This is a genomic window from Paracoccus marcusii (assembly GCF_028621715.1).
Classification (GTDB): domain Bacteria; phylum Pseudomonadota; class Alphaproteobacteria; order Rhodobacterales; family Rhodobacteraceae; genus Paracoccus; species Paracoccus marcusii.
On the sequence record NZ_CP117466.1, the window covers coordinates 2515455 to 2529807 of the forward strand.

Annotated in this window: 15 protein-coding genes and 1 tRNA gene; 9 read left to right on the forward strand and 7 right to left on the reverse strand. The window is 65.5% G+C overall.

Going from position 1 to position 14353, the window contains the following annotated elements; genetic code table 11:
• Window position 1 precedes the first annotated feature (1 nt).
• The 3 genes from PRL19_RS12435 (at window position 2) to trpE (ending at window position 4627) form a co-directional block, all read left to right on the forward strand.
• Window positions 2–1177, forward strand: coding sequence for an aminotransferase (locus tag PRL19_RS12435; protein ID WP_273743158.1), 1176 nt, complete (start codon window positions 2–4; stop codon window positions 1175–1177).
• Window positions 1178–1244: 67 nt separating this feature from the next.
• Window positions 1245–3122, forward strand: coding sequence for a peptidylprolyl isomerase (locus PRL19_RS12440; protein WP_273743159.1), 1878 nt, complete (start codon window positions 1245–1247; stop codon window positions 3120–3122).
• Window positions 3122–4627 carry an anthranilate synthase component I gene (trpE, locus tag PRL19_RS12445; protein WP_273743160.1) on the forward strand — a complete coding sequence of 502 codons (1506 nt, stop codon included), beginning with the start codon at window positions 3122–3124 and terminating at the stop codon, window positions 4625–4627. Before PRL19_RS12440 ends, trpE begins: the two co-directional genes overlap by 1 nt.
• A gap of 54 nt (window positions 4628–4681) precedes the next feature.
• Here trpE and PRL19_RS12450 read toward each other — a convergent pair whose 3' ends face one another.
• The 4 genes from PRL19_RS12450 to fabI all read right to left on the reverse strand — a co-directional run bounded on the left by PRL19_RS12450 (window position 4682) and on the right by fabI (window position 7551).
• Window positions 4682–5449 carry a PRC-barrel domain-containing protein gene (locus PRL19_RS12450; RefSeq protein WP_273743161.1) on the reverse strand — a complete coding sequence of 256 codons (768 nt, stop codon included), beginning with the start codon at window positions 5447–5449 and terminating at the stop codon, window positions 4682–4684.
• Window positions 5450–5586: 137 nt separating this feature from the next.
• Window positions 5587–6087 carry a xanthine phosphoribosyltransferase gene (gene gpt / locus PRL19_RS12455; RefSeq protein ID WP_045980835.1) on the reverse strand — a complete coding sequence of 167 codons (501 nt, stop codon included), beginning with the start codon at window positions 6085–6087 and terminating at the stop codon, window positions 5587–5589.
• Window positions 6088–6098: 11 nt separating this feature from the next.
• On the reverse strand, window positions 6099–6707 hold the full coding sequence (locus PRL19_RS12460; RefSeq protein WP_206692642.1) for a LysE family translocator: 609 nt from the start codon (window positions 6705–6707) through the stop codon (window positions 6099–6101).
• A gap of 16 nt (window positions 6708–6723) precedes the next feature.
• Entirely contained in the window at window positions 6724–7551 is an 828-nt protein-coding gene (gene fabI / locus PRL19_RS12465; RefSeq protein ID WP_045980836.1) for an enoyl-ACP reductase FabI, read from the reverse strand.
• A 79-nt stretch (window positions 7552–7630) separates the two neighbouring features.
• Here fabI and pdxH point away from each other — a divergent pair, with 79 nt between their 5' ends.
• The 4 genes from pdxH to PRL19_RS12485 all read left to right on the forward strand — a co-directional run bounded on the left by pdxH (window position 7631) and on the right by PRL19_RS12485 (window position 9594).
• Window positions 7631–8245, forward strand: a complete 615-nt coding sequence (gene pdxH / locus PRL19_RS12470) for a pyridoxamine 5'-phosphate oxidase (protein ID WP_045980837.1) — start codon at window positions 7631–7633, stop codon at window positions 8243–8245.
• Between the two features lie 148 nt (window positions 8246–8393).
• Window positions 8394–8975 carry a cold-shock protein gene (locus PRL19_RS12475; RefSeq protein WP_045999287.1) on the forward strand — a complete coding sequence of 194 codons (582 nt, stop codon included), beginning with the start codon at window positions 8394–8396 and terminating at the stop codon, window positions 8973–8975.
• A gap of 16 nt (window positions 8976–8991) precedes the next feature.
• On the forward strand, window positions 8992–9477 hold the full coding sequence (locus PRL19_RS12480) for a DUF192 domain-containing protein (protein WP_337960258.1): 486 nt from the start codon (window positions 8992–8994) through the stop codon (window positions 9475–9477).
• Window positions 9478–9517: 40 nt separating this feature from the next.
• Window positions 9518–9594, forward strand: a tRNA-Pro gene (locus tag PRL19_RS12485).
• Between the two features lie 88 nt (window positions 9595–9682).
• On the opposite strand, the gene PRL19_RS12490 is transcribed toward PRL19_RS12485, so the two are convergent.
• From PRL19_RS12490 to tyrS, 3 genes are all read right to left on the reverse strand, one after another.
• The gene (locus tag PRL19_RS12490) at window positions 9683–10630 is read right to left on the reverse strand and encodes an alginate O-acetyltransferase AlgX-related protein (RefSeq protein WP_273743162.1); all 948 of its coding nucleotides are present in this window, start codon (window positions 10628–10630) and stop codon (window positions 9683–9685) included.
• Between the two features lie 209 nt (window positions 10631–10839).
• Window positions 10840–10992 (reverse strand): hypothetical protein, encoded by a 153-nt coding sequence (locus PRL19_RS12495; protein ID WP_157001283.1) that lies wholly within the window; start codon window positions 10990–10992, stop codon window positions 10840–10842.
• Window positions 10993–11113: 121 nt separating this feature from the next.
• Window positions 11114–12355 carry a tyrosine--tRNA ligase gene (gene tyrS, locus PRL19_RS12500; protein ID WP_273743163.1) on the reverse strand — a complete coding sequence of 414 codons (1242 nt, stop codon included), beginning with the start codon at window positions 12353–12355 and terminating at the stop codon, window positions 11114–11116.
• A gap of 57 nt (window positions 12356–12412) precedes the next feature.
• On the opposite strand from tyrS, the gene PRL19_RS12505 reads away from it, so the two are divergent.
• Together PRL19_RS12505 and PRL19_RS12510 are read left to right on the forward strand one after the other, a co-directional pair.
• Window positions 12413–13519 (forward strand): anhydro-N-acetylmuramic acid kinase, encoded by a 1107-nt coding sequence (locus PRL19_RS12505; protein WP_273743164.1) that lies wholly within the window; start codon window positions 12413–12415, stop codon window positions 13517–13519.
• Between the two features lie 115 nt (window positions 13520–13634).
• The gene (locus PRL19_RS12510) at window positions 13635–14204 is read left to right on the forward strand and encodes a PRC-barrel domain-containing protein (protein WP_273743165.1); all 570 of its coding nucleotides are present in this window, start codon (window positions 13635–13637) and stop codon (window positions 14202–14204) included.
• Window positions 14205–14353 lie beyond the last annotated feature (149 nt).

Here is a 14353-nt window from a genome sequence, read left to right on the forward strand (position 1 = left end):
CATGCGCCCGCTGAACCCCGCCCTTGCCGCGACCTTTGCCCCCCCGGTGATGGAGGCGCGCCGCTGGCTGAGCGGCGTCAGCTTTTCCGTCGACCGACCCCTGATCAATGTCAGCCAGGCCGCCCCCGTCGATCCGCCGCCCGAAGGGCTGCGCCGGGCCATCGCCGAGGCGGCCCTGCACCGACCCGAGGCGCATCTGTACGGCCCCGTCCTGGGCAACAGCGATCTGCGCGATGCCGTGGCGGCGCAGTTTTCCGCCGCCTATGGTGGTGCTCTGACGGGGACCAACGTCGCGATCACCCAAGGGTGCAACCAGGCGTTCTGCGCGGTCATGGCGACGCTGGCCGGGCAGGGCGATCAGGTGATCGTGCCGACGCCTTGGTACTTCAATCACAAGATGTGGCTGGACATGGCGGGCGTCGCCACGGTCCCGCTGCCCTGCGGGGCCGACATGCTGCCCGACCCCGATCACGCGGCCGCGTTGATCACGCCTGCCACGCGGGCGATCGTGCTGGTCACGCCGAACAACCCGTCGGGCGCGGAATACCCGGCCGATCTGGTGGGGCGGATTTTCGATCTGGCGCAGGCGCACGGGATCGCGCTGGTGGTGGACGAGACCTATCGCGATTTCGACAGCCGCGACGGGGCACCGCACGATCTGCTGACCCGGCCTGACTGGGACGGGACGCTGATCCAGCTCTACAGCTTTTCCAAGGCCTATCGCCTGACCGGGCATCGTGTCGGCGCCATCGTCGCCGGCATCGAGCGGCTGCAGCAGGTCGAGAAGTTCCTGGACACCGTGGCCATCTCTCCGTCGCAACTGGGTCAGATCGGCGCGGTCTGGGGGATGGAGCACCTGCAGGACTGGCTGGCCGGAGAGCGGGCTGAGATCCTGGCGCGCCGTGCCGCCGCCGCGGCCGCCCTTGGCGCCTTGCCCGGCTGGCGGTTGAAAAGCGCGGGGGCGTATTTCGCATGGGTCGAACACCCGTTCGCCGAAGGCTCGGCCGATCTGGCGCGGCGGATGGTGCGGGACGCAGGCGTCCTGGCGCTGCCCGGAACGATGTTCACGCCCGAGGGCGACGCCACGGGCCCGCGCCACCTGCGCATCGCCTTTGCCAATGTCGATGCGGCCGGAATCGCGGCGCTGGCGGACCGGCTGGCCGGCCTTTCGGCCTGATCCACTTGTGGCTGACCCGCCCGCGCCCTAAAGACGGGCGGGACACGACCACGAGGAAGGCCGCGCCATGTCACAGCTGCGTACCAAGGGCAAATCGACCATCGTCTGGATCCTGATGGGTCTGATGGTGCTGGGGCTGGGAGGCTTTGGCATCACCAGCTTTTCGGGCGGCACGACCGAGATCGGATCGGTCGGCGACACCAAGATCACGGCCGACGACTATGCCCGCGCCCTGCAATCGGAAATGCGCGCCTTTTCCCAGCAGACCGGCCAGCAGATCACCATGCAGCAGGCCCAGCAGATGGGGCTGGCGCAGTCGGTGCAGGCCAACCTGATCGCGGCGGCCGCGCTGGCGGAACAGGCGCGCGCCATCGGCGTGTCGGTGGGCGATGCGCAGGTTGCGCAGACGATCATGCAGGCGGGTGCGTTCCAGGGCCCGAACGGGTCGTTCGACCGTGCCGCCTATGCCGAGGTGCTGCGCCGCGAGAACCTGACCGAGGCCGATTTCGAGGCGACCGTGCGCGACGACGAGGCGCGCCTGCTTTTGCAGCGCGCCGTCGTGGGCGGCGTGACAGCGCCGGCGCCGATGGTCGACCAGACCGCGCGCTGGCTGCTGGAGACGCGCGATTTCAGCTGGCGGGAACTGACCGAGGACGAGTTGCCCGCGCCCGTGGCCGAGCCCGACGACGCGACGCTGCGCGCCTGGCATGCCGCCAATGGCGACCGCTTCACCGCGCCCGAGACGCGCGCGATCACCTATGCCTGGGTGACGCCCGACATGCTGTCCTCCGACGTGCAGCTGGACGAGGCCGCGCTGCGCGACACCTATCAGCTGAACATCGACCAGTTCCAGCGCCCCGCGCGCCGGATGGTCAGCCGCCTGGTCTTTCCCGACGAGGCACAGGCGCAGGCCGCCCGCGAGCAGATCGACGCCAACACCGCGCCCTTCGAATCCTTCGTCCTGCAGCGCGGACTGACGCTCGATGACGTCGATCTGGGCGAGGTGACCGAGGCGCAGCTGGGTTCGGCGGCTGAGGCCGTGTTCGCGCTGGACCAGCCGGGGGTCGTGGGTCCCCTGCAGACCGATCTGGGCCCTGCGCTGTTTTCGGTGAACGCGATCCTGGACCCCGTCGACATTCCCTTCGAGGAAGCGCGCGAAGGCCTGCGCGGAGAGGCGGCGCTGTCCGCTGCCGCGCGCCAGATCCAGGACCGCATCGCGGATCTGGAGGACGCGCTGGCAAGCGGCGCGACGCTGGAGGAGCTGGCCGAGGATACCGAGCTGGAACTGGGCCAGATCGACTGGACCGCCGACGCGGTGCCGGCCGAGGGCAGCATCGCCGGATACGAGGCGTTTCGTGAACGTGCCGCCCAGATGGAAAGCACCGATTTCCCCGAACTGGCCGAACTGGCGGATGGCGGCGTCTTCGCGATGCGCCTGGACGAGATCGTGCCCCCCACCCTGCGCCCCTTCGAGGACGTCCGCGACGAGGTTCTGGCCGATTGGCGCCGCGCCGAGGTCCAGCGCCAGCTGCTGGAACTGGCCGCCGATCTGAGCCTGGCCGAGGTCGCCCAGACCGAGGCGACCCCGGACGAGGCGCAGGCCGACGACGCCTCCGCCTGGACGACCGAGACCGGCCTGGCGCGCAGCGACTGGATGGACGGACTGCCCCCGCAGCTGCTGTCGCAGGCCTTTGCCGTGACCGAACCCGGTCAGGCCGAGGTCGTCGATGCGGGCGACCGGGTGTTCGTCGTGCGGCTTGACCAGATCAACGATGCCGACCTGTCCCAGCCTGACGCGGCGCAGGTGCTGGACGGGGTGCGGTCGCGTCTGGATCAGTCGCTGCAGGTCGACCTGTTCGACTATTACGCCCGCTATGCGCAGCGCCAGTCCGCGGTCGAATTGAACCAGTCCGCGATCAACGCCATCAACGCCCAGGTCCAGTGATGCAGCTGACGCCGGAATTTCCACAGTTCGAGGCCGAATGGGCCGCAGGCCGCAACCAGCTGGTGACCATCCGGCTGGCCGCGGACCTGGACACCCCGGTCAGCCTGATGCTGAAGCTGGCCGAGGCCGCACCGCAGAGCTTCATGCTGGAATCGGTCACGGGCGGAGAGCTGCGCGGCCGCTATTCGATCGTCGGCATGAAGCCGGACCTGGTCTGGGAATGCCGCGACGGTCAGGCGCGGATCAACCGGCAGGCGCGGTTCTCTCAGGACTTCGAGGATGATCCCCGCCCGGCGCTGGACAGCCTTCGGGCCCTGATCGCGGAAAGCCGGATCGACGCGATGCCCGAGGGCGTGCCGCCGGTCGCGGCGGGCCTGTTCGGCTATCTGGGCTATGACATGATCCGGCTGGTCGAGGATCTGCCGGATGTGAACCCCGATCCGCTGGACTTGCCGGACGCGATGATGATGCGCCCTTCGGTCGTGGCCGTGCTGGACGGCGTGAAGGGGGAGGTGACCCTGTGCGCCCCGGCTTGGCATGACGGTACCGACAATGCGCGCGCGGCCTATGCGCGCGCCGCGGAACGGGTCATGGACGCGCTGCGCTCGCTTGATCGGCAGCCGTCAGAGCCGCGGGTGATGGGCGACGACACGCAGATCGGCGCGCCGGTGTCCAATTTCGCCAAGCCCGATTATCTGGCCGCGATCGAGACCGCCAAAGATTACATTCGCGCGGGCGACATCTTTCAGGTGGTTCCCAGCCAGCGGTGGCGAATGGACTTTCCGCTGCCGCCCTTCGCGCTTTACCGCAGCCTGCGGCGGACCAACCCGTCGCCCTTCATGTTCTTCCTGAACATGGGCGGTTTCCAGATCGTGGGTGCAAGCCCCGAGATCCTGGTCCGCCTGCGCGACGGAGAGGTGACGATCCGCCCCATCGCCGGAACGCGGCCCCGCGGCGCGGACGAGGCGCAGGATCGTGCGCTGGAAGCCGATCTTCTGTCCGACCAGAAGGAGCTGGCCGAACACCTGATGCTGTTGGATCTGGGCCGCAACGACGTGGGTCGCGTGGCCAAACCCGGCACCGTCCGCCCGACCGAGCAGTTCGTGATCGAACGCTATAGCCATGTCATGCACATCGTGTCCAACGTCGTCGGAGAGTTGCGGGAGGGCGAGGACGCACTGTCCGCGCTGTTGGCGGGCCTGCCTGCCGGGACGGTGTCGGGCGCGCCCAAGGTCCGCGCGATGCAGATCATCGACGAGCTGGAGCCTGAAAAGCGGGGCGTCTATGGCGGGGCAGTCGGCTATTTCGCGGCCAATGGCGAGATGGACATGTGCATCGCGTTGCGCACCGGCGTGGTCAAGGACAAGGCGCTGTATATTCAGGCTGGCGGGGGCGTCGTCTACGACAGCGACCCCGAAGCGGAGTTCGAGGAAACGGTCAACAAAAGCCGTGCCCTGCAACGCGCCGCAGAAGGCGCGTCGCGGTTCGTCCGCGGAAACAACTGAGCGCAATGAAAAACGGCGGCCAAAGGGCCGCCGTTCTTTCGTCAGGATCACAGATCAGTTGGCGGGTGCGGTCTCGGTCGTCGTGCCATCGGTCGGTTCCGTTGCCGTCGTGTCCGCCGGCTCGGTCGCCATCGTGTCGGCGGGTTCAGCCATACCGTCAGCGGGTTCGGCCGCCATGTCACCTGCAGGTTCGGTCGCCATCGTGTCGGCAGGCGGGGTCGCGGTGCCGGTAGCCATCGGGTCCGCAGCAGGAGCCGCTGTCGGGTCAGCGGCCGGGTCGCTCATCATGTCGCCGGCCGGTGCTTCCTGATCGCGGAACACGTATTCGGGTGCGGCCTCTGCCTCTTCGCGCGTCAAATCACTGGTGATCTCCTGCGCGTCCGAGTTGATGGTCAGGTCAGCCCACGGCAGGGCGATCTGCTTCTGGCCGATGCCGAGGAAACCACCCACGCCGATGATCGCGGCCTTCATCTCGCCGGTGTCTCCATCGACGATCAGGTCGCTGATCGAGCCGATATCGGTGCCATCAGGCGACGTCACGCTGGCGCCGGTGATCCAGTCGATGCGCCATTCGTTCTCGGCCTGCTGAACCTCCACCTTGTCCGCGGCGGATGCGGCGGCGGCGGCTTCATCGGCGTCTTCGGTGGCCATGTCATCCGTGGCCATGTCACCCGTCGCCATGTCGCCGGTTCCGGCGTCGGTCATGGGGGCGGTATCGGCAGGCTCCATCGCGGGATCGGCGGCGGGTGCCGTGTCCTGCGCGAATGCCGCGCCAAGGGTCAGAGGCAGAGCAAGGGTGGTGGTCAAAAGCAGCTTACGCATGTCTTTGGTCTCCTGTGTGTGCCTTGCGGGTTGCTTGGGCAGCCCGCCATTGGGTGCTTAATGCACCGGCATCACGTCAGGTTCCCGCCCTGTCGGTGACAGAAATGTCAGGGGTTCGCCAAGCCCCTGATATCGTTTCAGTCTTCGCCGCGGAAAGGTTGCACGTACTGCAATGCCATGTCCCATGGGAAGAAGATCCAGGTGTCCTGGCTGACCTCGGTCACATAGCTGGCGACCATCGGCTTGCCCTTGGGCTTGGCATAGACGGTGGCCAGATGTGCCTTGGGATACATCTCGCGGATCAGTTCCAGCGTGCGTCCCGAATCAACCAGGTCGTCCACGACCAGGATGCCCTCGCCGTCGCCCATCAGTTCGGGGTCGGGGCGCTTGAGGACCTCGAGCTGGCCCTGGCCCGCTTCCGTGCCGACGCCCTTGTAGGAACGGATCGAGATCGTGTCGATGGTCCGGATGTCCAGTTCCCGCGCGACGATCATCGCGGGGACAAGCCCGCCGCGTGTCACGGCGACCACGGCCCGCCATTCGGTGCCGTCCATGCGCCATGCCAGGGCGCGCGCGTCGCGGTGCAGCTGGTCCCAGCTGACATGGAAGCCTTTTTCGTGCGGCAGGCGGTCGTTCATCGTTGTCTCCTTCACGGGCGCAGGACCAAGGACAGGCCGAGGGCGGCGATCGCCAGCCCGGCCCCCCGGTCGATCCAGAATTTCAGGGCCGCATAGCGCCGCCGCAACAGCGGCAGGGCCATCAGGCTGGCCAGTGCGGTATAGAAGAACAGCTCGACCGACAAGGCCACGGCATAGATGGCGCCCTTGTCGGCGACACTCAGCGCGGCGGGGAAGATCGACAGCAGCACGGCGGAGTAAAACAGCGCCGGTTTCGGGTTCGACAGGTTCAGTGCCATGCCGGACCACAGGCTCATCCCGCCCGCCGCGGCGTCGGGCATCGGGTCGCGGGCATGGATCCACATCAGGATGCCGATGCGGATCAGATAGGCCCCGCCCAACAGTTTCAGCAGGATCAGGGTCCAGGGGGCGACGCGGAACAGGGCTGTCAGCCCCAGCAGCGCGACCAGGCACCAGACCGACGCGCCGATCGCCAAGCCCCACCCATAGGTCAGCGCGCGTCTGCGCCCCAGGGCAAAGGCGCCCTGGCTGACGGCGATCACGCCGGGTCCAGGCGACAGGATCGCGGCCGACAGCGTGGCCACGAAGATGCCCATCTGTTCGGCCGTGATCTGGATCATGGGGGCTGCGTGTCCGTCAGTCTTTCTTGACGGTCGCGATGTCGGGGGCGTCGACGGCCTTCATGCCCACGACGTGATATCCGGCATCGACGTGATGCGTCTCGCCGGTCACGCCGGCGCCAAGGCGCGACAGAAGGTACAGGGCGGAATTACCGACATCCTCCTGCGTGACATTGCGACGCAGCGGAGAGTTCAGTTCGTTCCACTTCATGATGTAACGGAAGTCGCCGATGCCGCTGGCGGCCAGCGTCTTGATCGGACCGGCGCTGATCGCGTTGACACGGATGTTGTCCTTGCCGAAATCCTCGGCCAGATAGCGGACGGAGGCCTCCAGCGCGGCCTTGGCGACGCCCATCACGTTGTAATGCGGCATGACGCGTTCGGCGCCGTAATAGGTCAGCGTCAGCATCGATCCGCCATCCTTCATCATCGCGGCCGCGCGGCGCGCGACGGCGGTAAAGGAATAGACCGAAATGTCCATCGTCATCAGGAAGTTGTCGCGTGTCGTCTCGGCATAGCGGCCGCGCAGCTGGTCCTTGTCCGAAAAGCCGATGGCATGGACGACGAAATCCAGCCCGTCCCATTTCGCGCCCAGATCCGCGAACAAGGTATCGATCGATGCCTCGTTCGACACGTCGCAGGGCAGCACCGTGTCCGACCCCAGCTGCGCCGCCAGCGGATCGACGCGCTTCTTCAGCGCATCGCCCTGATAGCTGAACGCCAGTTCCGCACCCTCGGCCGCCAGGGCCTTGGCGATGCCCCAGGCGATCGACTTGTCGTTGGCCAATCCCATGATGAGACCGCGCTTGCCGGCCATCAGGCCGGGCCTCTGCTCGCTTGACATGTCCTGTCCCTCACGCTTTCAACCGTTTCAAAGGTGATTAGGGCAAGTGTCCTGTCGCAGCAAGCACAAGGAATGCGCGATGAGTGATCGGACCGGAATCTTTGCGGGCGACGACCCGTTCGACATCGCCCGCGCCTGGCTGGAAGAGGCGCGGGCGTCCGAGCCCAATGACCCGAATGCCATCGCGCTGGCCAGCGTCGATGCAGACGGGCTGCCGGATGTGCGGATGGTCCTGCTCAAGGATATCGACGGGCAGGGGCTGGACGGATCCTTCGTCTTCTATACCAACTATGACAGCGCCAAGGGCCGCCAGATCGAGGCCTCGGGCAAGGCGGCCTTCGTGATGCACTGGAAATCGCTGCACCGGCAGATCCGCGTGCGCGGCACCGTCACGAGAGAGGACGGACCCCAGGCCGACGCCTATTACGACAGCCGCGCGCTGCAGAGCAGGTTGGGGGCTTGGGCCTCGCGCCAGTCGCAGCCGCTGGATGCCCGCGCGACGCTGGTGGCCGAGGCCGCCAAGGCCGGACTGCGCCACGGTCCGCGCCCCGCGCGGCCGCCGTTCTGGGGCGGCTATCGCATCACTCCGTCACATCTGGAATTTTGGGCCGACGGCGCGTTTCGCCTGCACGACCGGTTCCGGTGGACCCGCGACGCGGATGCCGGATGGTCGGTCGAACGGCTCTATCCATGACCTGCCGCGATATGTCGTCGCAGGAACGGAACCAACTTTTATTAACCTCGTTGGCATAGTCTCGCCTCCAAGCCACTGTTGTGTTGTAGTCAGTGGAGGGGGTCATTACTGTCCTAGGACAATCGGCTAGCGTGAATACGGAAATGCGATGACAGAAGACGGCAGCCTCAAGCTGGTGACAGGGTTGGTCAAGTGGTTTGACCCCTCGAAGGGCTATGGCTTCATTCTGGACGAAAACGGCGGCAGCGATATTCTGTTGCATGGCAACGTGTTGCGCAATTTCGGCCGCAGTTCCGTCGCCGATCAGTCACGCGTGCAGGTGCTTGTGCAGCATACCAGCCGCGGCGTGCAGGCCGCAGAGGTCGTTTCGGTCGAGCCACCCGCCACCGACGGACAGGCCCCCATCGCCGACCTGGACATCGACATCATCGAGAACCTCGACAGCCTGCCGCTACGTCCGGCGCGCGTGAAATGGTTCGACAAATCCAAGGGCTTCGGGTTCGCCAACATCTTCGGTTACTCCGAGGATGTCTTCATCCATATCGAGGTCCTGCGCCATTCCGGTTTTGCAGACCTTGCCATCGGGGAGGCGCTTTGCCTGCGCATCGTCGAGGGCCCGCGTGGCCTCATGGCGGCACAGATCGCGGCATGGGATGCGGCGCAGACGGCCCATGACGAAAAGGCGCAGGCCGAATCGCTTCACAACTCGCTTCCCCATGTTGCGGAGTAGCCTTGCAGTCGCCCTGTTGCTGGCGCTGGCTGCGCCGCTTGCGGCCCAACCCATCGTCCCGGCAGCCGATGCGCAATGCAGGTCTGATGCGGCGCTGATTCGCACAACTGGCGACACGGCTCTGTCCTTTCAAATCGAGGTTGCCGACACACCCGAATCACGGGCCCAAGGCCTGATGTTCCGCAGAAACCTGCCTGCGGGAGAGGGGATGCTGTTCGTCTATCCCGAACCCCAGCCGGTCAGTTTCTGGATGCGTAACACGCTGATCCCGCTTGACCTGATCTTCTTCGACGAAACCGGCGTGATCCGTCATATTCACCGCAACGCCCGCCCCTTGGACGAAACGCCAATCCCCGGCGGCGCCGTCGGCGATCCGCGGCCGGACCGCCTGATGGTCCTGGAAATCGCAGGAGGCGAGGCGGCAAGGCTGGGCCTTGCCGCCGGCCAGCAACTGGCTCATCCCGCGCTGGATCGCACTACCGCAGCTTGGCCATGCCGCTAGGGCTTTCCACCGCCGCGCCCTTGCGCTAAAGCGCGGGTGTCGGGGCGTAGCGCAGCCTGGTAGCGCGACGGTTTTGGGAACCGTAGGCCGTAGGTTCGAATCCTATCGCCCCGACCACTGAACACCGCGCTTCTATTGATGCGTTGCGCGCCCGCTTACGCGGTATTCTCTCGATCTTTGTTCAGAACCTGTCGCGATCAAACGATCATCTGTTCAATGCCAAGGCGTTGGCATCGATCATCTCGTCCCAAAGCGTGGCGAACATCGCATCGGGAGCGGTGCTTCGGCCATGCATCAGCGGATAGGCAAGAAAGTGCGGTCGTTCGGTGTCGGGCCGGGTGGAGGCGAAATAGCGTTCCGCCAGCCCGCACAGAACGTCGTCCGGCTTGACCGCCGCCATCATCTCCTGATGAAAGAACGGCGTGCGGCAGAAGACGATCTTGCGCCAGTAACGTGCCAACTCTGTCAGCAGCGACCGAAAGAACGAGTCGCCAAAGATCATTAGCGTCCGCGGCGTTATCGATTTCGGGGACAATATCAGGTGCATGATTCCCATGTTCCCGGCCTGAACCCCATTGGCAGCCGAGGCGATCTGGGGATGTGCCATCGGCGAACGCCTGATCTCGCTGATTTTCGGCGTGCATTGTGTACCCAGGTCCCCCACGTATTCTCTTTCCGGACCCATGCTGGATGTAAGATCAGCCAGAACCTTGCTTGCATCGATATGCAAAGTTCGTTCAGCCACGTCGGCGGCCAGATGCATGTTCGCGACGGGAGTGTAGTGACTGTCGGTCATGCTCAGCCGATCATTCCGCCCGAACAGATGGTCGATCGGATAAAGCAGATCGTTGGGCCGCGCGTCAGATGGCATCGAGCGTTCGAATATCGATCGATACCCGAGCCTTGCCGTGACGGCGTTCAGAACGATCGGATCGGGAAACACCCATTGGGAATAGGTGCAGCCGTTCTCATCCGCCCACTGCTTCCGCGTGCGATGATTGCGTCTGAAAATCTCGATGCGCTCCTCCGGAACCGTGGAACTGCCGCGTTCGAACATCTGCGCAACCCCGTGATTTCCGCCGACAAGCACAAGCCGCCCGTCCTCCAGGCGACGTATATTGGGCGGCACCGTCACGTCGGGTTGCGCAATCATCGGGATATGTCCTTTTCGACTGTCATGCTCCTCTCAGTACCGTTCCGCAGCCTGACGTTTCAAGTTTTGACAGAACCGCATGGCGGGCCGCACCGCGACGCCCTAATCGAACCCGTGCAGAGGCATCGGGTGGCAGCCGCGGTTCTTCCGCGGTCCGGACATGGAAAAGGGGCCGCGTGGGCCCCTTGCTTTCGGCGATCTTTCCGGTGTCATGCAGCCTTCTGGGCGTCCAGTTCGCTGACGACGGGACGGGTGCCGTCTTCGCGGGCATAGTATCCGTACATCTGATCCAGTGCGGCATCCGCCTGCTGGCTGCGTTTGCGGTCCGCGATGCTCAGCGGCTTCTGGGTCTGGTTCGACATTGTCATTCTCCGATCAGGGCGTTTCCTCCCGTGACCGTCAGATATTGACTGCCCAGTCAAAATGAAACCGCCCTGACGCAAGGTCAGGGCGGGTGCAGGGCAGCCATGCAATGCGGTCAACTCAGCCGATGCGCAGTATCCGGTGTTTTTTCTTGCCGACCGAGATCTTGATGCCGCGCGCCAGTGCAGCCTGGTCCAAGGGCATCTGCGGGTCGGTGACAGGCGCGTTGTCGGCGCGCAGGCCGCCTTCGGCCACCAGACGCTTGACCTCCTTGCCGCTGGCAACGATGCCCGACTGGACCAAGGCCTGCGCGATGGTGACGCCTTGCGCCTGATCGGCGGGCAGCACCGCGACCTCCAGATCGCCGCCCGCGCCGCCGTCCTGGAAGACGCTGCGCGCGGTCGCCTCGGCGCTGGCGGCGGCATCGGCGCCGTGCAACAGGGTCGTCACCTCGTTGGCCAGACGGACCTTGGCCTCGTTGATCTCGGACCCCTGCAGCGCGCCCATGCGGTCGCATTCGTCCACCGGCAGTTCAGTGTACAGCTTCAGGAACCGGCCCACATCGGCATCGGTGGTGTTGCGCCAGAACTGCCAGAACTCATAGGGCGACAGCATGTCCGCCGACAGCCAGGTCGCTCCGCCCGCCGACTTGCCCATCTTGCGCCCATCGCTGGTCGTCAGCAGCGGAGAGGTCAGGCCCCAGACCTGCCGGTCGTCCACGCGCCGCGTCAGGTCGATACCGTTGACGATGTTGCCCCACTGGTCCGACCCGCCCATCTGCAGAACACAGCCATGGCGGCGGTTCAGCTCCAGGAAGTCGTAGGCCTGCAGGATCATGTAGTTGAATTCCAGGAAGCTCAGCGACTGTTCCCGGTCCAGCCGGGACTTGACCGATTCGAAGGACAGCATCCGGTTGACGCTGAAATGCCGGCCGATGTCGCGCAGGAAGGTCAGGTAGTTCAGGCCGTCCAGCCATTCGGCGTTGTTCAGCATGACCGCCCCGTCGGGGCCGTAATTCAGATAGCGGGCAAAGACCCGGCCCATCCCGTCGATATTGGCCTGGATCGCGGCATCGTCCAGAAGCGGGCGCTCGTCGCTGCGGAAGGACGGATCGCCGACCTTGGTCGTGCCGCCGCCCATTAGGGTCAGGGGCTTGTTGCCGGTCTTCTGGAACCAGCGCAGCATCATGATGTTCAGCAGGTGCCCGACATGCAGGCTGGCCGCCGTCGCGTCATAGCCGATATAGGCCGTGATCGGTCCCGCCAGCAGCGCCTGATCCAGCCCGGCGTAATCCGTGCAGTCGGCCAGATAGCCGCGTTCGGACATGATGCGCAGGAAGTCGGATTTGGGCTGGTATGTCATGGGCTTCATCCTTGTGTATCCGCGCGATATACAGGCAGGAGCAGCGAAGGAAAAGCGATGATCCGGGCTTTGGGGATGATGTCGGGCACGTCGCTGGACGGTGTCGACGCGGCGATGATCGAAACCGACGGGGTGCGGATCGGCGGCTTTGGGGACAGCGCCTTTCGTGCGTTCGGCGACAACGAATCGGCCGTGCTGCATGCGGGGCTGGGTCTGTGGCCCGACGCGCCGGAGGTGGCAGAGCTGGCGCAACTGGTTCAGGCGGCCCATGCCGACCTGGCACGGCAGTTTCCAGATGCGCAGCTGATCGGGTTTCACGGCCAGACGCTGGCCCACGATCCGCGCGGGCGCGGCACGCATCAGGCGGGTGACGGCGCGGCCCTGGCGCGCATGACGGATCGCCCCGTGGTCTGGGATTTCCGGTCCGAGGATGTGCGTCAGGGAGGCGAGGGCGCGCCTTTGGTGCCGTTCTTTCATTGGGCCTGCGCGAACTGGGCCGTGGGGCAGGGGCGCCTGCCCGCGGCCCCCGTGGCGTTCCTGAACCTGGGCGGCGTCGGCAACATCAGCTGGGTGGACCCCACGGCCCCCGCACCCGAGACCGCCGGTGCCTGCGTCGCCTTCGACACGGGGCCTGCGAACGCGCCCTTGAACGACCTGATGCGCCGGCGCCGCCGTCTGTCGTGGGACGAAGGCGGCGCACTGGCGGCCAGCGGCACCGCCGATCAGGACATCGTCGCGGCGTTCCTGGATGATCCGTGGTTCCGGCGACCCGCCCCTAAATCCTTGGATCGCAATCAGTTCGCTGGCCTGACCCGCGCGGTTGCCCCGCTGTCCGATGCCGATGCGGCGGCGACGCTGGTGTCGGCACTGGCCGGATCGGTTGCGGCAGGCATGGCGTGGCTGCCCGCGATGCCTGCGCAGGTTCTGGTCTGCGGCGGGGGGCGCCACAATGCGGCCATCATGGATGCGCTGACAGCAGCGTTGCCCGTGCCCGTCCGGCCGGTCGAGGCGATCGGTCTGAACGGTGACATGCTGGAGGCGCAGGCCTTCGGCTGGCTGGCGGTGCGCGTGCTGCGGGGGCTGCCCATATCGGGGCCGATGACCACGGGCGTTCCGGCACCGGTCTGCGGAGGACGGATCAGTCACCCACGATCACGTGACTAGATCAGACAAATGTTTAGGGAACGATCTTCGAAATGCCCGCGTTGATGCCGTGAAGATGACGAAAAGACGTCATCGAAACAAAGAATTGATGCGGAGATCTAGAATGAAAACCCTCATGATGACGACGGCTGCTGCTCTGGCATTTGCGGCTCCGGTGTTCGCACAGGACGCGGCGACGCCCCCGGCCACCGACGCCATGCCGGCCGAGACGATGCCCGCGGAAACGATGCCCGCAGAGACGATGCCCGCAGAGACCATGCCGGCGGATGCCATGCCTGCCGAGACGATGCCCGCCGACGAGATGGCGACCGACATGAGCGACATGGAAGTGACGCTGTCGGCCGAGAATCCCGGCATCACCGCATCGTGGCTGCAGGGCCGCGCGATCTATACGACCAACCAGCCGTCGACCACCGAATGGACCGATGCAACGGGTGATGCGGTTCCGGGTGACTGGAACGAGATCGCGACTGTGTCCGATATCGTGATGTCGCCGGACGGTCAGGTCATGGGCTACATCGCCGACATCGGCGGTTTCCTGGGCATGGGCACGCACACCGTGCTGCTGGACCGCGATGTCCTGAACATGGCGATGTTCGGTGACGACACGGTTCTGGCGACCAACTACAGCCAGGAAGAACTGGAAGCGCTGCCGGAATTCGACACGGAAACCGTCCGCGACTGATCCCACCCTGTTTGTTTACAAGTTGCTTGGTTCATCGGGGTGCCCATCGGGCGCCCCTTTCGCGTTCTTTGCACTGTTATTTCAAAGATTTGCCCAAATGTGGCAAAATTCGTTCAACGCACCCTTGACGCCACGCGGCGGTCTGCGTA